The 19,296-nt window shown below is 70.4% G+C and carries 16 protein-coding genes and 2 pseudogenes; 8 read left to right on the plus strand and 10 right to left on the minus strand.

Going from position 1 to position 19,296, the window contains the following annotated elements; genetic code table 11:
* The 4 genes from AB0N07_RS25795 to AB0N07_RS25810 form a co-directional block, all read right to left on the minus strand.
* A complete protein-coding gene (locus AB0N07_RS25795) occupies positions 1-1,149 on the minus strand; it encodes a thiolase family protein (protein WP_365838888.1) in 1,149 nt (382 codons plus the stop codon).
* Positions 1,146-1,562 carry an OB-fold domain-containing protein gene (locus AB0N07_RS25800; protein WP_365838890.1) on the minus strand — a complete coding sequence of 139 codons (417 nt, stop codon included), beginning with the start codon at positions 1,560-1,562 and terminating at the stop codon, positions 1,146-1,148. The genes AB0N07_RS25795 and AB0N07_RS25800 overlap by 4 nt, the downstream gene beginning before the upstream one ends.
* Before the next feature lie 67 nt (positions 1,563-1,629).
* Entirely contained in the window at positions 1,630-2,418 is a 789-nt protein-coding gene (locus AB0N07_RS25805; protein WP_365838892.1) for an enoyl-CoA hydratase/isomerase family protein, read from the minus strand.
* Positions 2,419-2,551: 133 nt separating this feature from the next.
* Positions 2,552-3,355: an SDR family NAD(P)-dependent oxidoreductase gene (locus AB0N07_RS25810; protein WP_365838894.1), complete on the minus strand. Its 804-nt coding sequence runs from the start codon at positions 3,353-3,355 to the stop codon at positions 2,552-2,554.
* 106 nt (positions 3,356-3,461) lie between these two features.
* Here AB0N07_RS25810 and AB0N07_RS25815 point away from each other — a divergent pair.
* Positions 3,462-4,781, plus strand: a pseudogene (locus AB0N07_RS25815) (FAD-dependent oxidoreductase).
* Between the two features lie 762 nt (positions 4,782-5,543).
* Here the strand turns inward: AB0N07_RS25815 and AB0N07_RS25820 are convergent.
* Positions 5,544-6,659 (minus strand): acyl-CoA dehydrogenase family protein, encoded by a 1,116-nt coding sequence (locus AB0N07_RS25820; protein WP_365838896.1) that lies wholly within the window; start codon positions 6,657-6,659, stop codon positions 5,544-5,546.
* A gap of 213 nt (positions 6,660-6,872) precedes the next feature.
* Here AB0N07_RS25820 and AB0N07_RS25825 point away from each other — a divergent pair, with 213 nt between their 5' ends.
* From AB0N07_RS25825 to AB0N07_RS25845, 5 genes are all read left to right on the plus strand, one after another.
* Positions 6,873-7,175: a hypothetical protein gene (locus tag AB0N07_RS25825; RefSeq protein ID WP_365838898.1), complete on the plus strand. Its 303-nt coding sequence runs from the start codon at positions 6,873-6,875 to the stop codon at positions 7,173-7,175.
* A 95-nt stretch (positions 7,176-7,270) separates the two neighbouring features.
* Positions 7,271-7,810: an acyl-CoA dehydrogenase family protein gene (locus AB0N07_RS25830; RefSeq protein WP_365838900.1), complete on the plus strand. Its 540-nt coding sequence runs from the start codon at positions 7,271-7,273 to the stop codon at positions 7,808-7,810.
* A 223-nt stretch (positions 7,811-8,033) separates the two neighbouring features.
* Positions 8,034-8,903, plus strand: a complete 870-nt coding sequence (locus AB0N07_RS25835) for a branched-chain amino acid ABC transporter permease (protein ID WP_365838902.1) — start codon at positions 8,034-8,036, stop codon at positions 8,901-8,903.
* 12 nt (positions 8,904-8,915) lie between these two features.
* Entirely contained in the window at positions 8,916-11,447 is a 2,532-nt protein-coding gene (locus AB0N07_RS25840; protein ID WP_365838904.1) for an ATP-binding cassette domain-containing protein, read from the plus strand.
* Between the two features lie 27 nt (positions 11,448-11,474).
* A complete protein-coding gene (locus AB0N07_RS25845; protein ID WP_365838906.1) occupies positions 11,475-12,671 on the plus strand; it encodes an ABC transporter substrate-binding protein in 1,197 nt (398 codons plus the stop codon).
* A gap of 236 nt (positions 12,672-12,907) precedes the next feature.
* Here the strand turns inward: AB0N07_RS25845 and AB0N07_RS25850 are convergent, their stop codons facing one another.
* The 3 genes from AB0N07_RS25850 to AB0N07_RS25860 all read right to left on the minus strand — a co-directional run bounded on the left by AB0N07_RS25850 (position 12,908) and on the right by AB0N07_RS25860 (position 15,596).
* Positions 12,908-14,521: an RICIN domain-containing protein gene (locus AB0N07_RS25850; protein WP_365838909.1), complete on the minus strand. Its 1,614-nt coding sequence runs from the start codon at positions 14,519-14,521 to the stop codon at positions 12,908-12,910.
* Between the two features lie 448 nt (positions 14,522-14,969).
* Positions 14,970-15,347 (minus strand): toxin Doc, encoded by a 378-nt coding sequence (locus AB0N07_RS25855; RefSeq protein ID WP_365838911.1) that lies wholly within the window; start codon positions 15,345-15,347, stop codon positions 14,970-14,972.
* 3 nt (positions 15,348-15,350) lie between these two features.
* Positions 15,351-15,596: a hypothetical protein gene (locus AB0N07_RS25860; RefSeq protein WP_030937710.1), complete on the minus strand. Its 246-nt coding sequence runs from the start codon at positions 15,594-15,596 to the stop codon at positions 15,351-15,353.
* Between the two features lie 146 nt (positions 15,597-15,742).
* Between AB0N07_RS25860 and AB0N07_RS25865 the strand changes: the two genes are divergently transcribed.
* Together AB0N07_RS25865 and AB0N07_RS25870 are read left to right on the plus strand one after the other, a co-directional pair.
* Positions 15,743-16,234 carry a methylated-DNA--[protein]-cysteine S-methyltransferase gene (locus AB0N07_RS25865; RefSeq protein ID WP_365838914.1) on the plus strand — a complete coding sequence of 164 codons (492 nt, stop codon included), beginning with the start codon at positions 15,743-15,745 and terminating at the stop codon, positions 16,232-16,234.
* Between the two features lie 14 nt (positions 16,235-16,248).
* A pseudogene (locus tag AB0N07_RS25870) lies at positions 16,249-16,865 on the plus strand (2OG-Fe(II) oxygenase).
* Positions 16,866-16,894: 29 nt separating this feature from the next.
* On the opposite strand, the gene AB0N07_RS25875 reads toward AB0N07_RS25870, so the two are convergent.
* Positions 16,895-17,506, minus strand: a complete 612-nt coding sequence (locus AB0N07_RS25875) for a hemerythrin domain-containing protein (RefSeq protein ID WP_365838916.1) — start codon at positions 17,504-17,506, stop codon at positions 16,895-16,897.
* Entirely contained in the window at positions 17,503-19,113 is a 1,611-nt protein-coding gene (locus AB0N07_RS25880; RefSeq protein ID WP_365838918.1) for a DHA2 family efflux MFS transporter permease subunit, read from the minus strand. Before AB0N07_RS25880 ends, AB0N07_RS25875 begins: the two co-directional genes overlap by 4 nt.
* Positions 19,114-19,296: the final 183 nt, after the last annotated feature.

Consider the following 19,296-nt stretch of genomic DNA (forward strand, 5'->3'; position numbering starts at 1 on the left):
TCACACCCCCAGCACGGTGCACGCGCTGATGCCCGGCGCGCCGTAGACGTGGGTGAACCCGAGCCGGGGTGTGCCGGGGACCTGACGGTCGCCGGCCTCCTGGCGCAGCTGGGTCACGACCTCGTGGACCTGCCGCAGACCGGAGGCACCGACGGGCTCGCCGTTGGCGATGCAGCCGCCGTCCGTGTTGACCGGCAGCGCGCCCCCGATCTCGGTGTCGCCCCGGGCGATCCACTCCTCCTGCTCGCCGTCCTTGCAGAACCCGCACTCGGCGAGGTGCATGATCTCGGCGCCCGCCTCGGTGTCCTGAAGTTGGGCGACGTCGATCTCCTCGGGGCCCACACCGGCGGCCGCGAAGGCGGCGCGCGCGGCTTCGGTGCTGACGCTCGAGGGCCGGCCCTCGCCCTGGATCGCCGGGCTGAAGACCTCGAACGAGCCGAAGCCGCGCGTTCGGGTCGCGACCGAGAGCAGTCTGACGGACCTGGCATCGAGCCGGCGGGCCGTCTCCTCGGAGGCGACGACGACGGCGGCGCCTCCCTCGCCGGGGGAGCAGAACATGTACTGCGTGAGCGGGTCGTTGACCATCGCCGAGGAGGCGATCGTCAGCTCCGACATGGGCTCGCGACGCCAGGCGTTGGGGTTGAGGGAACCGTTGCGGAACGCCTTTGCGGCCACCTTGGCGAGGGTGGCCTCGGAGATGCCGCGCTCCCGCATGTAGCGGGCGATCTTGATCGCGAAGAACTGGGTGGTGACCATCAGGCCGGCCTCGCCGTAGCCGACGGGGAGGCCCCAGTCCTCGGGGCGCGGGCCGAAGGCCCCGCGGGGGTGCTTGTCGAAGCCGACGGCCAGGGCGATCTCGGCGGCCCCGGAGCGGATCGCGTCGACGGCGCAGACCAGGGCGCTGCCGCCCGTCGCGCAGCCGTTCTTGACGTTGGTGAAAGGGATGCCGGTGAGCCCGAGGTCGGCGACCAGCGTGTCGGCCAGTCCGGACCCGTCGCTGCCGCCGAAGGCCACCTGCACGTCAGGCCAGACGAGGCCGGCGTCGTCCAGCGCCGCGTGGATCGCCTGCACCGCCATCTGCCGGCCGGTGACACCGGGCTGACGACCGAACCGCGAGAGCCCTGCGCCGATGATGGCGACCCCGCTCATCGGGCCACCTCCTGGGAGTCGTGTGCCCGGAACCAGTCGTCGGTGGCGAAGCGCGGCACGGGGGTGGTCGCGACGAGCGTCACCTCTGCGCCGGCCAGCTGGTCGTGCCGGCCGTCGAGGATCGCCTCGACGCGGACGCCGTCGGGGAGCTCGACATACCCCACGGCGAAGGGCCGGAAGCCCTCGGCCGGAGGCACGTACGGCGGAGACTTGGGAGCGAACCGCTGGACCGTGTGGGCCCAGACCCTGCCGCGGCGGGCCAGGTCGACGGGCACCACGTCGGCGCGGCCGCAGCGCTGGCAGCGGGTCGCGACGGGGAAGGCCGCGTTGCCGCAGCCTGGGCATCGGCTCCCCCGCAACGGCGGAACCACGGTCCCGGCTGCCGAAACGGTCGTGGACGGTTCGACGCTCACTTCATCTCCTCGGACTGCTCCACGGCGGTGTCAGGGACGCGGTGTGGTGATGACGCCGGTCAGCGGCTCAGCGGCCGACCCACTTCGGCTCGCGCTTGTCGAGGAACGCCTGGACGCCTTCCTTGGCGTCCTGGGACTGCAGCGCGTTGCCGACCGCGAGGTGCTCCATGACCATGAGCGAGCGAACGTCGGCGTCGAGGCCCTGGTTGATCGTCATCTTGGTGAGCCTCATGGTGAAGGGGCTCTTGTCGAGGATGGGGGCGATGAAGTCGTCCACCAACCGGTCGAGCTCCTCGGCCGGGGCAGAGGCGTTGATGAGGTCGAAATCGACGGCCTCCCGGCCCGACAGCAGCTTGCCGGTGAGCATGAGCTCCTTGGTCTTGCGCAGACCGATCATGCGCGGGAGGCGGTAGATCGGGCCGGCCCCACCGAAGAGGGCACGGCGGATGTGGAAGTCACCGATCTTGGCGTCGTCCGCCGCGACGGCGAAGTCACAGGAGATCATCAGCTCGAAGCCGCCGGCGGTCACGTAGCCCTCGAGAACGGCGACCGACGGGGTGTTCATCTGGTAGAGGCGGTCGCAGACCTGCGCGGAGAGGACGGCCACCTCCATCGCCATCGTGTTTCCGACGTAGTTCTGGAGCAGCTCGTCGAGGTCGAAGCCGGAGCAGAAGGTGTTGCCCCGGCCGCGCAACACCAGCACCTTCAGCTCGGGGTCCTCGTCGACCTCCTTGATGATCTCGTCGAGGCGGTGCAGCAGCTCCACCGTGACGGCGTTCTTCTTGTGCGGGCGGTTGAGCCACACCCGCGAGACGCCACCGTCCTTCTCGAGCACGACGTGGTCGGTGTCAACCATGAGTCCGCCTTTCTCATCGAACTGGATTCAGTTCATCTTTAGCTCGATTCACATCCCTGTCAAGAAGTCGAGGACGGAAATCGAACGGGGTTCGGGTCTCAGTACCGGCGCGCAAAGTGGCCGGCGTCGCCGATCATGAGACTGTGAACCGTCCCCCGTTGCTGAGCAGTACGGCGCCGATCACGTTCGCCGCGCCGGGCGAGGCCAAATAGCAGATGTTGTCGGCGAGTTGCTCCGGCGTGGCATAGCCGATCGCACCGGAGGCCTCCATCTTCTTCCGCACGGCCGCCGGGGTCCGGGCTGCCATGGGCGTGTCCACCGGACCCGGCGCCACCGTGTTGACCCGGATGCCGTGGGCAATCACCTCTTTGGCGACCGCCTGGGAGAGCGCGTGCACCCCGGCCTTCGAAGCCGCATAGTGCGGATATCCCACGAGGGTGTCGAAGGCTGCGGACGAGCCCACGGTCACGATCGCACCACGGCCCTGCGGACGCATCGCCCGGACGGCGGCGCGCAGCACATGGAACGTGCCGTCGAGGTTCACCGACACGACCCGCCGCCACCGCGCATCGCTCAACCCGGCCAGTACGTCGACCGGCTCACCGCTCTCCTGAGCCTCAAGGATCGAAGTCTTGGCCTCGGGGTCGTCGACACCAGCGGTGTGCACCACGACGTCGAGCGCTCCCGACGCGGCAACGACCTCTTCGACCAGGGCGTCGACCGCGGCGGCATCGCGCACGTCGACCCGGTGGCCGCGTCCGCCGACCTCCTCGGCGACTGCCTTTGCGCTTCCCTCGTCGAGGTCGGCGACGTGTACCTGCACGCAGCCCTCGGCGGCGAGCCGGCGCGCCACCGCGGCACCGATGCCCGAGCCGCCTCCCGTCACCAGGGCCACCTGGCCGGCGAACCGTCCGACCCCGCTCACCTGCTGTGTCATCTCTCTCCTCCTTGCCGCCGGCACGGGCCCGGTTCCGTCATCTCCAGGTGAACTGAAGTGAATTTGATTTAGCCTAACCGTGGTCGCACACCGAAGGGAGACCCAGATGGAGGAGACCGATCTGCTGGTCATCGGTGCCGGGATGGCGGGCCTGACGGCAGCCGCCGCGGCAGCCCGGGCCGGCAAGCGGGTGGTCGTCGTGGAAGTGGGCGACGACGTGGGCGGATCGGCACGGTTCGCCGGCTACGCCTGGACCGCCCCCTCTCGCGAGGTGATGGACGAGGTCAACCCCGCCGGTGACCCGGCGTTGAAGCGCGCCCTCGTGGACCGCTTCGCCGAAGGCATGGAGTGGATCCGCTCCGTCGGGGTCGAGCGCACGGCCCCCGTGCCCGTCCTGGGCTTCGGTCGCGGACACCAGTTCGATACGAACCAGTACGTCGACCGGTGCCGCCGCATGGTCACCGACTCGGGCGGCCAGGTGCGCTGCCGAACCGATACCCGCCGTCTCCTGATCGAGGACGGCCGGGTGGTGGGCTCCGAGGTGGAGGAAGCGCCGGGCGCCGAGCAGGTCCGTGCGATGCGGACCCTGCTCGCGACCGGCGGGTTCCAGGGCGACCCGGAACTGCTGTCGAGCCGGATCCATCCCCGAGCCGGCGAGATGCAGCTGCGTTCCAACCCGCACAGCACAGGGGCCGGGTACCGTCTCGCGATCAGCACGGGTGCGGCAACCGGCAGCGAAGAGGCAGGCTTCTACGGGCACCTGATCCCGAGCCAGGTCCGATCCGAGGACCCGGCCGACTTCGTCGACCTGTCGCTCTACTACAGCGAGCACGCGCTGTAGTTCAACCTCGAGAACCGTCGCTTCACCGACGAAGCCCTCGGCGACCACCTGACGACGATGGCGCTTCTGGAACAGCCCGAGTCGCGCGGCCTCCTCATCGCGGATGCGCGGGTCCGGCCGGACTGGGTTCTCGGCTCGTACGTCAAGGGGACTGTCGCTGTCGACAAGTTCGCGGTGGCCAACAAGCGGGGCGGTCGGGTCGGGCTGGCCGAGAGCCTCGGCGAGCTGGACCTCCTCCCCGAGGAGTGGGGCTATGACGGTCCGGCCATCCGGCGGGCCGTTGAGGAGTACAACGCTGCCGCGGTCGGCGGCGACGCCCTCGAACCCGGCCGCGCGAAAGACTCCGCGCCGCTCGACGAAGGGCCGTGGTACGTGGTCGAGTGTGTGCCTGCGGTGACCTTCCCGTTCCACGGCGTACGCATCGACGACCGGGCCCGCGTCCTGTCCGAGGACGGCGTCCCGATCCCCGGTCTCCTGTGCGCCGGCGCCGACACCGGAGGCCTTTACCACCGCGCCTACGCCGGCGGCCTGGCCTCCGCACTGATCTTCGGCCTGACTGCGGCGCGGACGGCGATGGGCAGCTGAGCGCTCGGCGCAAGGCAGAGGGCGCGGAGAAGGGGTGTCCGTTGCGTATCGGGATGCGGTGACGAGTTCGTCCGTGGGGCGCCGCGGTGCCCCCGATGAATGCGGCTCTCGCCGCCGGCCCCTGGAGTGGGCGCCGTCCTGGACGGATCGGTGCACAGCAGGACCGGAGGCGGCCATCGCAGCAGACGAGGTCATCGACGAGGTGCGACGGAGGTGAGCGAGCCGGCCACCGAGTTGGTGGAGCGGATCGCCGCGACCGACGATGGCCAGGGCGTCCGGGATGTGCGCGCCTACCCCGCACAAGGACAAGCCCGGCAAAGGCGTACAGCGGACGCCGGCGCTCAGGTCGCAGCCGATCTCGACGGTGTTCTCGTGATCACCGATCCGACAACGCGCCCGCCACCTTGCAGAAGACCCACCGCCATCGACTGCTTGCCGGCTTCCTCGATCACGGCCCGGCGAAACCGGTGAGCCTGTCGCCGCCCTGGCCCGCAAGGCGGGGACGACCACTCTCCCCTCGGTCAGGGGCGCCGGTCACGAAGCATGTCATCCGCATGCCGTCCGCGTCCCTCATCCTCAACCGGCCGCCGGAATCGTGGCGTTCCTTCGGGACGATCAGTCGGGTTTCCGAGTTCGACCTCCGTATCCAGCTACCAACTACCAGCGCCCACCCGCCGCGACATCCGGACCGCAGGCCCTGCTCACCACCGGCGCCCGAGACCGAAAGGCTCAACCGACTCGCGTGTGGTGCTGCAACGCCGGTCAGACTCCGACGAGATCGGCGATGACGGCACGCTGCCCGCGCGACTGGCCGTAAAGGCCTTCATCGCCCAGGACCCGGCGCAGGTAATAGTGCGCGCGATGTTCCCAGGTGAACCCCAAGCCGCCATGGATCTGCACCGCCTCGTGGGCTGCACGCAGAGCGGCGTCCGCACAGACGGAGGAGGCCACGGCTACCGCCAGGGGCGCGGACGCGGGGTCGTGATCGATCGCCGTGGCCGCGTAGCGCGCGGCGGAACGGGCACGCTCGCGGTCGAGCAGGACGTCGGCGAGCCGGTGCTTGATGGCCTGGAAGGACCCGATCGGCCGCCCGAACTGCTCACGCCCGGTCGCGAACTCGACGGTCCGGTCGAGGAGTTCCCCGACGATGCCCGCATGCTCCGCGGCAACGGCTGCGCGCGCGAGGAGGTCCAATCGCTCCAGCACCCCGCCGGCCCGCTTTGGGCCCACGAGCAGGCGCGCAGGCTCACTCGCCAGCCGCAGGCCCACCTGCCGTCGCGTCAGGTCGACGGCGGTGAGGGACGTGACGTGGACATCCGCCCTCTCGACCAGCAGCATCACCGGCCCCTCGGCGGTCACTGCTCGAACCACGATGGAATCGGCGGCAGCACCGTGGGGAAGGCGACGGAGCGTTCCCGTGACCTCCCACCGGCCACCCTCGGCCTTCTCGGCGGCCGGCAGCTCGGATGCGGGCGGGGCCAAGGTGACCACCGCTCCCCGGAGAGCGGACGAGAGCTGGTCCTCGACGGCTGCAGGATCGTCCGCGGCCGCGAGCGCCTGACACCCGAGGACGGCCGAGGTCAGCACCGGCTCGGGCAGCAGGGCCGCGCCGGTCTCCTCGAGGAGCACACAGAGCTCACGAACGCCGTAGCCGCTGCCACCGAGTTCCTCGGGCACCGCGAGCCCGCTGATCTCGAGTTCGTCGTTGAGCAGGCGCCACAGCTTCTGGGAGTAGCCCAGTTCGGAGTCGGCCGCGGCTCGCACCGACTCGTGGTCCGCGTGCTTCGTGAGAACGGACCGTACGACCTGACGCAGTTCGTCGTGTTCCTCGACGGGAGCCATGACCGCGGAGTCGGATTCGGGCCACGGATTCACCATGAACACACTCCTCAATTAGGACTGAATTCAGTTCAGATTAGCGGGCAGACCGCGCAGGGAGCAACACTCGACAGATTCCCGTAAGTGAACTAAGTTCAGTTGTTGATCCGCTGACCACTTCGACCGAGCGACGGCCCTGGTGACGCGGAGCGCCCGATCAGGGGTCTGCGTGAAATCCGTCCCTGACGCCTGACGCCGGAAGGAACCCCCTGAATGAGCACCACCCCCCTCCTGCGCGACTGGTTCGCAATCGTGGCCTCGTCCGCACCCGCCGCCGAGTTCCACGGCGACCGGGTCGGCCTGGAGGAATACCTCGAGCAGCGCGAGAAGAGTGCGCTGACACATCACATCCTCCTAGGCGCTCGGGTGAACGGGACCGAGCTGGTGCTCGGCGAGACCCGGCGCGGCGGTGCCTCCGAGGCGTCGTTCAACGCGAGTGCGGAACTCTCCGCTGACGGCGCCCGGTTCGGCTGGTTGCTGATGAGCCGCTCGCCGCAGGTCCGTTTCGCCGGCTGAGGAGCGTCGATGCCCACCGAGATGCCGGCGTACGACGAGATCGCGCGCACCGACCGAGCCGGTCCCGCTTTGGCCGCGGCGACCGGCGACAAGAGGTGGCTGGACATCCGGGCCGAGCTCGTGAGCGGCGGCAAGTCCAACTGCTGGCGCAGGAGGGCGACGGCTTCCTCGTCTCCCGGGGCCGCCTCGACCCCGGGCGCATCCACCACGCCATGCGGGACATCGGCATGGCCGAGTGCGCGCTCGCGCTGCTGGTCGACCGGGCCGCATCGCGCGTCGCCTTCGGCAAGCGCCTCGCCGACCAGGCCAACGCCCAGGACGCCGTCGCCCAGTCCCGGATCGAGATCGACCAGGCCCGGCTGCACGTCTATCACGCGGCCTGGCTGATCGATCAGTACGGCGCCAAGGGCGCGCGCAGCGAGATCTCCGCGATCAAGGTTGCCGCCCCTGCCATGGCGACCCGGGTGATCGACCGCGCCATCGAAGCGTTCGGCGGCGCGGGCGTCTCCGACGACACCCCGCTGGCCTACTTCTACGCCTGGGCGCGCGTCCTGCGCATCGTCGACGGTCCGGACGCCGTCCACCGCCGCACCGTTGCCCGCATGGAGACGAAGAAGACACCTTCCGCATACTGAATTAAATTCATTTCTGCGGTCGATTCGCCTCCCTGACGGCCGGTGCGGGCGCGAACAGAGGCCCCGACCGGTCGTTCGGCACAAATCCGGTGCACGAGGCTTGCTTGCCCGGCACGGGACTGTCTAGCGTACTGAATTGAGTTCACTTCCACTTCGTCGTGAGTGAAGTGACCATGCGTTCCGCATGGGCGGCGTGAACACGCTCTTCTCCGAGGGAGGGACTGTGAGTCAGTTCCTGCTTGTCCTGGTCAGCGGTGTGGCCAGTGGGGCCGTGTACGGCCTCATGGGTCTCGGGCTGGTCATCATCTACCGGGCCACGGACGTCGTGAACTTCGCGATGGCTTCGCTCGCGACCCTGGGCCTGTACGTGGCGGTCTCCCTCCACGACCGAGGCGTGGCCACGGTGGTCGGCATCCTCTCCGCCGTCGCTATCACCGTCGCGGCGGGGCTGCTGGTGCGGGAAACGGTGATCCGGCCGCTGGGCCAGGGGCAGTTGTTCTCCGCGCTGGTGGTGACGATGGGCGTGTCACTGATCGCGGAGAGCGCCGCCGGATCGTTCTGGGGCGACCAGCCCAAGGCCTTCCCCAACCTGGTCGACGGGACAGTGCGCTGGTCGGGCGCCGCGGTGCCGGTGCAGAGTCTGGTGACGATCGCCGTCGCCGCCGTGGCGATGGCCCTGGTGGGCTATCTGTTCGCCCGCACCACGCTCGGCTCGGCGATGCGCGCGGCGGCCGAGTCGGCGGACACCGCCCGTGTGGTCGGGCTCAGCTCGCAGCGGCTGGCCAGGATCTCCTGGGCGCTCGGCCTGGGTCTGGCCGAGCTCGCCGCCTGCCTGTACGCACCGCGCGCCGGCTTGGTGCCCACCGCGCTGGTCGCGCCCCTGTTCCGGGCCTTCGCCGGTATCTTCCTGGGCGGTCTGACCAGCATGTACGGCGCCGTCCTGGGTGGGCTGACCATCGGTGTCCTGGACAACCTGGCGGCGAACTACGTCTCCGCCAGCTTCCGGGACACGTTCGTTTTCTCCTTCACCGTGCTGGTCCTGCTGATCCGCCCGCAGGGCATGTTCGGCGCCCGCACCTTCCAACGGGTCTGAGGGGTCGCATCCATGGTCTTCAACCGTTCCCTGCTGGTGAGGACCGCCCTGGGCCCGTCCGCCGGCGCGGTGCTCATGGCGTTCATGGCCTCCGGCGCGATCCCCGCGTACCAGATGTACTCGGTGGGGCTCGCGGCCGTGTACACGATCGTCGTGCTGTCGGTCGGACTGCTCGCCGGCTGGTCAGGCATCTGGTCGGTGGGCCACCCCGCGTTCTTCGCCGTCGGCGCCTACTTCGCGGCGTACGGCAGCGGTCACGACTGGCCGCTGGAAGCGGTGGTCCTCGGCGCCATCGCCACCGGCGCCGTCCTCGGCGGGTTCCTGGGGTACGCGGGCGCCCGGTTCTCGGTGCTCTACATCGCGCTGCTGACCCTCGCCTTCACCACGGTGACCCTGGAACTGGTCAACCGCTGGAGCAGCGTCACCGGCGGCGACCAGGGAGTCCCGGTGCTCCAGCTGCGCAGCGCCCTGGGCCTGGGCACCCTCCTCGCCGGCGGTGCCGAGACCCAGTACCCGGCGGTCGGAGCGGCGGCCGTGGTGCTCGCGGTGGCGGTGCCGGCGGCCTCGTCGGGACTGCGGATGCGCCTCGTGGCCGCCAAGTCGCACCCCCTGGCCGCGCGTACGATCGGCATCGCGCCGGAGGCGCAGTCTGCGCTGTCGTTCGCGGTGAGCGGGGCATGCACCTGCTTCGCGGGCGTACTGCTCGGGCTGCTCACCGGGTTCGTCAGCCCGGAGCCGTTCTCGCTGGCCTTCGGCATCTCGCTGATCGCGGCATGTGTGCTCGGCGGGGTCGGCACCCTGCTCGGCGCCGTGGTCGGCGGCATCTATCTGACCTGGAACCCCTCCCTGTCATCCGCCGTGGGACTGCCGCAGCCGGTCGTGCAGGGGCTCGTGCTGATCGGCGTGCTCCTCTTCCTGCCGGGCGGGGCCGTGCCGTTCCTGTCCACACCGGCCCGGAAGCTGCTGCGGCGCGCCCTTCGACAACAAAAGCGCTCCCAAGTCGCCTTGCCCACCGAAGAGTTGTCGGACCTCGCACCGCTCCGGCCGCCGACCGACGGCCCCGCCCTGCTGCACCTGGAACATGTGTCGGTCTCGTACGGCGGCCTCAAGGCTCTCGAGGACGCCTCGCTGTCCCTGCGGCAGAGCGAGATCCTGGCAGTCATCGGACCCAACGGGGCAGGAAAGACCACGCTGTTGAACGCCCTGTCCGGACTGATTGGCAACGGCCGGGTCAGCGGCACCGCCGACTTCGCCGGACGGCCCCTGCTCAGGGCCCGGGCGACCGCGCGGCGGCGGCTCGGTATCGGGCGGACGTTCCAGCACGCCGAGGTCTTCTCCGAACTCACCGTAGCCGAGAACGTGTTGTGCACCCGCCGCCGGATCACCAGCCGGGACCGGACCGAGGTCACCGCACTGCTGCGTTCCGTCGGTCTCGCGGACGTGGCCGACCGCCGCCCCGGGGAGCTGCCGTTCGGACTGCAGAAGCGCCTCGACCTGGCCCGGGCAATGGCCGAGAAGCCGAAGCTGCTGATCCTGGACGAGCCCTTCGGCGGCCTCGACGCGAGTGAACGGACCCTGCTGGCATGGCACATCAGGCGGCTGCACGCCGAGGGTACCGCCGTGGTGGTCATCGACCACGTCCTGGACGACCTGTTCTCCGTCGCCCACCGGGTGATCGCCTTCGACTTCGGCCGCACCATCGGCGAGGGCACCCCGGACACCGTTCTGCAGGATCCGAAGGTGCGCTCGTCGTATCTGGGAACGGTCGACGGCAGGACCCCGCCGTCCGATCAGGTGGGCGAGCGAAGCATGATCCGTCTGCATGGGGTCGGCCACACCTACGGTGGCGTGACCGCCCTGCGCGAGATCGAACTCGACGTCCGCCAGGGGGTCGTGCTGGGCATCGCCGGGGCCAACGGGGCAGGCAAGAGCACACTGGCCGGCATCCTGCACGGCTCGCTCCCGCCCACCCGCGGCGAGCGGGAGACGGGTGGTGCCGTCCGCATCAGCCTCGCCCCCGAGGGACGCGCCCTGTTCAAGACGCTGTCCCTGCGCGAGAACCTCGAGGTCGCGGCGTACGCGGCGGGCATCACCGGCACGCCGCTGCGCGAGCGGCTGGAGGAGACCGTCCAGTGGCTGCCGGCTCGGCTGCGCGACCGGATGTCCGCGTCCGCCGGCGGGTTGTCCGGCGGCGAGCAGCAGATGCTCGCCATCGCGCGGGCCCTCATCGTCGAACCGGACGTCCTGATCGTCGACGAACCAGCGCTCGGCCTGTCCCCCGCGCTGGTCGACGAGGTCTACGACCGCCTCGCCCGACTGGCCCACGACGGCCTCACCGTCGTCCTGCTCGAACAACTGCTCAGTCGGGCCATGTCCGTCTGCCACGAGGTCGTCGTGCTGCACGAGGGTGTCGTCGCGGCCCAAGGGCGGCCCGGCGAGCCGGAGTTCGCCGTCCTGGCCGAAGCCGCCTACTTCAGTGGCGGCCCGCGGCCCGCCCGGTCCCCGGCGGCTTCCGCCCGGACTTCTCCTGTTGAAATCCCGTAGTGAACGAGGTGGACCATGTTCCGCACAATGAGAAAATTCCGCCGTGCCGCGGGCACGACGGCCGTCATGGCCGTGGTGGCACTGACCGCCAACGCCTGCGCGGGACAGGACTCCGCGGGAGCCGCGAGCAGCTCCTCCGAGATCCATGTCGGCGCGTGGCTGCCCTTGACCGGTGCCACCGCCTCGTACGGCGTACCCGAGAAGGCAGGCGCCGAGGCGTACTTCAAGATGCTCAACGCCCAGGGCGGCATCAACGGGCGCAAGGTCCGGTGGACCGTCAAGGACAACGCGGCCGACCCGCAGCAGACCGTGCAGATCGCGCGCGAACTCGTCGGCCAGGACAAGGTCGTGGCGATCGTGAACGCGAACGGCACCTCGCAGGCGGAGGCGTCCTTCCCCTTCGTCCTGAACCAGTCCAAGGTGCCGGTCCTCAACGAGGTGGGCGGCGCCGAGAACTGGTATAAGCCGCCGCGGCCGGGCCTGTTCGGCACCCAGACCCTCTACGAGGACCAGGCCGCGGCGATCGCCGCCTGGGCGGTGCAGGACGGCGCGAAGAGGATCCTCGTCGTCCACAGTGACCCGGCCGCGTTCGTCAACGTGGCCAAGCAGGTGGAACCCGTGGCGAAGAAGGTGGACTCCTCGGTCGAGGTGGACCGGCTGCCGGTCAAGTACCAGACCACCGACTACACCCCGGTCATCAGCAAGGTGAAGGCCGCGAAACCGCAGGCGGTCATCTTGATCCTCACCTCCCCGGAGTCGGCCGCCTTCCTCAAGGAGGCCAAGCTCCAGGGAGTCTCCCTGCCCACCTACGCCTACGCGCCCGTGGCCGCCGAGTCGACCATCTCCCTGGCCAAGGACGCCGCCGAGGGCCTCAAGGCGGTGCAGCTGGTGAAGGCCCCCTCGGACGACGACCCCGCGGTGAAGGAGTTCCGGACCGCGATGGCCAAGTACGAGCCCGGTCAGGACGCCGGGTTCCTCGCCCTGTGGGGCTGGAGCAACGCCAAGGTGTTCGCCGAGATCGCGAAGACCGTCAAGGGGCCCGTCACCTCGCGGGCCGTCACCGCCGCGTACCAGAAGGCGTCGTCCGTGGACCCGGGAGTGTCACCGGTGATGAAGTTCAGCGCGAGCGACCACCTCGGCACCCGCAGTGTGCAGCGCGTGGTCGTGAGGAAGGGCGTGTGGACCTCCGTCGGCGACTTCTACACGCCGCCGGCCCGCGACTGAGCGTTCTCACCCGGGTCAGGGCCAGGCCGTCCCGGATTACCGGTGGTTCGTTAATCCGGCGGTAGAGGTCGATGCCGTGTCCGGTGGTGACCGCGTCGGCCAGCGCCTGGAGCTCGGAGGGGGTCCTTCCCCGTCCGAGCTCGCCACCATCGGTTGAGGGTGACGGCGGGGGGCGCGCCAGAAGAGGCGGACGGCGCGGTCGGAGCGGACCTGGAAGTCGGCCCGGCCCCGAGCCATCAGGCGCTCTCCGACAACCACGCAGGCCGAGCCGCAGGCGTCCCCCTCCCCGTGATCGACAGCGAGCCCGGGGTCACCGTCGCCGTCGCCGTCGGATCGGCCAGCCAGCGTTGCGCCGGGGAGCCGTCGCGCGCCTTGGCGACGATGTCTGCGCCAGGCTCCTCGGCCGTGGCGGCGAGCGCGAGCTGCTCGTCCCAGCGGGGCAGCAACTCGCCCTGCACGGTGAGGTCGTAGCGCACGTCCGCGCCCCGCTTGTCCTTCTCGGCGGCGCACTTGCCGAGGACGGCCACGCCGGCGTCCACGTGCGAGTCCAGGCACAGGCCGGGGTCGGCCGCGCTGCGCAGCAGACCGTCCTTGTCGAACGACCACTGCTGGGTGTCGGCGTCCGAGCACGCCGCCAGGTCGGTCCCGGCACCGGCCTTCACCTTGCCGGTGATGTCGAGACAGAGGTCGGCGCCCGCGTTGCGCAGTCTCGACTGCCCCGGAACCGTGGGGAGTTGAGCTGCCCCGGGGGACGACTGGGAGCCGATGCCCGGCGCCGTGCCGCCGCTCGCACTGTTGGAGGCGGCCGGGTCGACGCCGTCGTCGTGGGACCACAGGCTGCCGGCCGCGAACAGACCGGCGAGCAGCCCGGCGGAGACGACGCCCACCCCGGTCAGCAGCGCTCGCGAGTTCCGCGGCACGCCCGGCGGCCGCCGTCCGGGCAGCGGGATACGGGGCAGGATGCGCGGACGGCCGCCGCCGTGCCGCGCGGAGCCGCTCGCGCGCGTTTCCTGGGTCGCACGCCCTGGACGGGAGTCGAGGTAGCGGCGGGCGCCCCAGCCGAGCACCGCCTCGGCGATGAGCACCCCCAACCCGCCCTCGAAATGGCTCAGTTGTTCAGCGGCGGAACGGCAGTAAGGGCACTCCGCCAGATGCTGCTGGACATCCGGCAGCAGCGCCCCGCCCCGGCGAATCGGAACGTCGAGGAGGCGGTTGTAGAACCGGCAATCCTTGCTCGGCGCGAGTTCCCGATGGGCATGTACACAACCTTCGCGGAATTTTTCACGCGCCTGTTCGAGTGCCGCCGACGCGGTGTCGGTATCCATGCCGAGCAGACCGGCGGGAACGGTTATGGACTCCGCTTCGACCTCGGTGTGCCAGAGCAAGCACCGGGAGAGTCCGGGAAGGGCCTGGAAAGACCGCTCGGCGAGCCTGCGGTTTTCGGGCGTCATGGACTTCGCCGTACCTATACCGCGGCCGCCGGAGGGTTTCTGCAGCTCCGGCAGAACACTGGATATCCGGTCCTCGGCGGACCACACGCGGACCGTCTCGCGTACGGCCACCAGAATCCGGGGGCGCAGCGCGAGCGCGGGCTCGCCCAGCGCCAGCCGGTCCAGGACCTGGTGGAAGGCGGACGCCGTCACCATCGAGGCGAGGTCGGCCGGGGAGGCCAGACAGATCGCCGCATAGTCGCGGGCGGGCTGCCAGTGCCGCGCCATCAACAGCGCGACGGATTGGGCGACCTCGCCGTCGGGACGGCCCCTGAGCCGGGTGGCGAGGTTCTCGTCGGATTCTCCGGGAACGCCGCCGGGCGGCGGGTAAGGGGGACGAGGTGGGTGGGGGGTGGGCACTGAGCGGATTCCTTCCCACATGCATGGGACTCACAGGAGGGCGTGAATTCAGGTAGGTCCGTCCGGCCCGGTTTTCCGATTGACCGATCGACACCCGGCCATTACACCCCCCGCACGGGTAGTTCACCCTTGCACAACACACTCATGACCAACAAGGCACTTGGGCAACATCTGCCTCTTTGAAGGTTGGTCAGAAACGGCGACAACTCGCCTCGCCCATCTGAGCTTTCGTCATTCCGTGTGCCCCGTGTGAAACAGGCGCACGCGCCGGAGCACCGCGCACGCTCCCGGCGTGCACCACCCCGTAGTGCACTGGGTAGCGGCCCTTCTCGGAGGCCCTGCGCAGGACGGCGGCTCTCCTGCGCCGCACGGGCCGCCGGCCTTGTTCCTCCCGCCCTCGGTCGGCGGCCCCGGGGGCGGGTCGTCCCGACACTGCGCTCGGCGGCCCTCAGATCTGCCAGGAGCGCAGCCGGTCGGCCGCGCCGTAGACGTCGGCCTTCCCCGAGATCAGATCGCGGGCGAGGTCGACGAGGGCGCCATAGGGCGGGTCGATGCCGACGTCGCTGACGAACATGTACGCCACGGCTGTCGCGCAGGCGAAGCGGGCGTTGGCCGAGGGCAGCGGCTTGAGCAGGGCGAGGGTGTGCAGCAGTGCGGCGGCCCGCCAGGCGGGGTCGGAGTCCACGCCGAGCCGGGGCGGGTCCACGCGGTGGCGGGCGACGGCGGCGACCAGCGCCGAGAAGTCGTTGATGGTGGGCTGGTCCGGCAGGACCTCTTCGTGGCGCTGGAGCAGCCAGGGCACATCGATATGGATGACGGGTGCCATCGGTCAGGCGACCCGCCCCTCACCGGCGTGGGCGGGTTCGTCGTCGGGGAAGGCGGCGGCGAACTCGTCGGCATGGGAGGCGAAGAAGCGGCGGAACGCCTCCGCGCCCTCCTGCAGCGCGCGGTGCCGGGCTATGTCCGCGGCGGCCGCCTCGCGCACAAGGGCCTTCATCGACGTACCGCGCTCCTTGGCGATCTGCCGCAGGTCCTCTAGTTCGCGGTCGCTGAACTCGACATTCAGGGCTGGCATGCCTTCACGGTACCGCCGGGGTACTCACTCGTAAATAGCCGCTGGTCGCAGCACCTTTTGAACGGTACCTCCAGGCAGTGGATCCGGCCGAGGACCATGTCCGTTTCCCGCCGGTTGCGGACGGTACGGCGCAGCAGACTGGAGCCATGACGACGTACACGAAGATCGACAGTCCGGTGGGTGAGCTGCTGCTGGTGGGCGAGGGCACGGCCCTCACCTCGCTGTCCCTGCCGGGGCAGCGAGGCGCGCCCGCCGTCGGTGCCGACCGGCGGCGCGACGACGAGGCGTTCGAGGAGGCCGCCCGGCAGCTCTCCGCCTACTTCGCGGGCCGGCTGCCCCGCTTCGAGCTGGGCCTCGCCCCCGAGGGGACGGACTTCCAGCAGGAGGTGTGGCGGGCGCTCGACGAGATCCCGTACGGCACCACGACCACGTACGGGGAGCTCGCCGCCCGGCTCGACGTGCCACGGAGTGAGATCCGCGCCGTGGGTGCCGCGATCGGCGCCAACCCGCTGCTGATCGTCCGCCCCTGCCACCGCGTGATCGGTGCCGACGGTTCGATGCGCGGGTACGCGGGCGGCGTCGAGAGCAAGGTGCGGCTGCTCACCCACGAGGGTGCCCTGCAGCCGATGCTGGGGTGACGGGAGGAAATGGCGTGACTCTCACCGAGGCTCAGGCCCACCGGCGGGTCGCCGGCACCGAATGGGCGGCCGTCGCCGCAGAGTTGGACGTGCACGGCAGCGCGTCGACGGGGTCGCTGCTGAAGCCCGCCGAGTGCCGCGACCTGGCCGCGCTGTACGAGAAGCCGGAGCTGTTCAGGACCACGGTCGACATGGCACGGCACCGCTTCGGTTCCGGCGAGTACCGGTACTTCACCCACGACCTGCCCTCGATGAATGGCTGGAGGCCTGTCACGCGGCCGGACAGGACCGCTCGGCGCAGATCCTCCTGCACTACGTCGAGGGTGACTGGAACGCCCTGCACCGTGACGTGTTCGGCGACATGCTCTTCCCGCTCCAGTTGGTCGTCGGCCTCGACGAGTACGGGAGCGACTACACCGGCGGCGAGTTCCTGATGGTCGAGCAGCGGCCGCGTGTCCAGTCCCGGGGCACCGCTACCGTGCTCCGGCAGGGCCATGGGCCGGTCTTCACCACCCGCGACCGGCCGGTGCACAGCAAGCGCGGCTGGTCGGCCGGAGCGATGCGGCACGCAGTGAGCACCGTCCGCTCCGGCCGGCGGCGTGCGCTGGGCCTCGTCTTCCACGAGGCGTGAGCGCTCCGCCGGCTGTACCGATGTGCGGCTCAGGCTCCGGCCCACAGCCCCTTGCGGCGGTACCTCCCCTGCCAGAACAGGCGGTTGAGCACGCGTACCGGCGGCGGCATGGCGCCGAGGAAGCGGTCGCGGTCCGTGGGCGGGGCACCGTCGACGATCCACGGTACGAACACCGAGGCGCCGCGCAGGCCCTGGGTCTCGCGGATGCGGCCGGTGAAAGCGGCCCAGTCCGCCGCCGTCAGGACATCCTGCATCAGCGGCAGGGCGCTGTCCTCCTCGTGCTTGAGGTGGTCGTCGAGAGTTGCCGTCAACGCCCGTACGAGATCAAGCAGTTCGGGCGCCTGGTCGTCCAGAGCGGTGTCGACGGCATCCAGCAGCGGGTCGATGCGGGAGTGTTCCGCCTCCATGTCGTCCAGCAGGGCGAGTTCCCGCGGGCGCCCCGCTACACGCTCCCGCACGCGCGGCCACAGGTCGCTGTCCTCGGCGGTGTGGTGGATGTGCAGCTGGTGCGTGAAGTTCTCCCAGCCGGCGCGCACGCCGGGGGTGTGGGCGCGGCCATCGGCGACGGCCTGCGCGAGGCGTTCCAGGTCGCGTCGGAAGGCGTCGTGGGAGGCGTACATGGCGGTGAAGTCGATACTCATCGTGCGGCTTCCTCCAGTTCGGTCTCGTTGATCGGCAGGGCGTGGGGGTTGGCCGACGGGCCGCGGTGACGTCGTACGGCGAGACAGACGAGCGCTCCGGCCAGCAGCACGGCGGCCGACACGTAGACGGCGGGGCCCATCGCATCGACGAAGCCGTGGCCGAAGACCTGGCCGCCGAGGGCGCGCATCCGCTCGGCGACGTCCTGCGGCACCCCGTGCGGCGCGCCGCGCTGCCGGGCACCGACGTCGGACGCAGCCTTCGAAAACGCGGCGACGAAGGAGTCCCGGTATGCGGCGGGCAGCCGTCCGGCGCTCTCCCGCGCCCGGTCCGTGAGCGCGGAGGCGAGCTGGTTCTGCAGCACCGCGCCGACCACGGCGCCCGCGAGCACCGAGCCGACCTGCCTGAGCGCATTGGTGACGCCGGAGGCCGCCCCCGCCAGCCGGGCCGGTACGCCCCGCATGACCTCGGTGGCGAAGGGCGCGAAGGTGCAGCCGACGCCGAGGCCGACGAGGAGCAGCGGCAGGGCGATGCTCGGCCAGCCCGTGCCGACGTCCGCGACGGTCACGACCCAGGCCAGTCCGCCTGCCCAGGCGAGGAGCCCGCTCATCAGGATGTACTTGCCGCCGATCCGGTCCGCGAGCGCTCCGGCGGGCCCCGCCGTCACGAACGAGCCCAGGGCGACGGGCAGCAGCACCAGGCCGGACTTGAGGGCGCTGAAGCCGAGCACGGACTGCAGGTAGATGGTCAGCGGCAGGAACATTCCGACGACGCCGAACGCCACCGTGACGCCGACCAGGTTGACGAGGGTGAAGTTGCGGTCACGGAAGAGCGCGAACGGGACCAGCGGGTCCTTGCTCTGCCGGCCGCGCTCGTGCAGCAGGAATCCGGCGAAGAGGGCGGCGGCCAGGGTGAACAGGCTCCAGATCCAGCGGTTCCAGTCGTAGCGCTGTCCCTCGGTGAGCCCGAAGGCCAGGCAGAACAGGGCGGTCGAGGCGAGCAGCACGCCGAACGTGTCGAAGCTGTGCTTCACCGTGCGCCGGGCGCCCGGGATGATCGCCGCGGTCATCACCAGCACGATCACGCCGAACGGCAGGTTGACGAAGAAGATCCACCGCCAGCTCAGACGGGTGATCAGCGTCCCGCCGAGGATCGGCCCGAGCGCGCCGGACACACCGGCCACCGCTCCCCAGATGCCCATCGCCGCTCCGCGCCGGTCGGCCGGGAACACCTCGGCGATGATCGACAGGGTCTGCGGCATCAGCAGCGCCGCGCCCAGCCCCTGCACCGCCCGGAACGCGATGAGCTGGGCGGGGTCCCGGGCGAGGCCGCAGGCGAGGCTCGCCAGGGTGAACAGGGCGACTCCGGCGGCGAACAGGTTGCGTTTGCCGCGCAGGTCGCCGAGGCGGCCGCCGGTGATCAACAGGACGGCCAGCGCCAGGGTGTAGGCGTTGACGACCCACAGGATCTCGTCCAGGGAGGCGTTCAGATCCTCGCCCAGCTGCGGGATCGCGATGTTCACGATCGTCAGGTCGAGCAGCGTCATGAAGAACCCGAGGGAGAGGGTGATCAGGATCGCCCACGGGTTGCCGTGCCATTTCTTGAACACGATGTCGGTCTCCTTGCGGTCGGACTCGAGTCGGTCTCGTGTCGGACTCGCGTTCAAGAGGGCGGGACGGCGGGCGGGTGTGACACGACGCGAATTTGGTGAGAGGTAGGTCACATCACGCCCGCTCCATGTCACATTCGGCCCCCTCCCGGCCCTCGAAGTAGTGAGCGCGGCACCGGGGAG

It is taken from the genome of Streptomyces sp. NPDC051172 (genome assembly GCF_040682555.1).
In the GTDB taxonomy this organism is placed as follows: Bacteria; Actinomycetota; Actinomycetes; order Streptomycetales; family Streptomycetaceae; genus Streptomyces.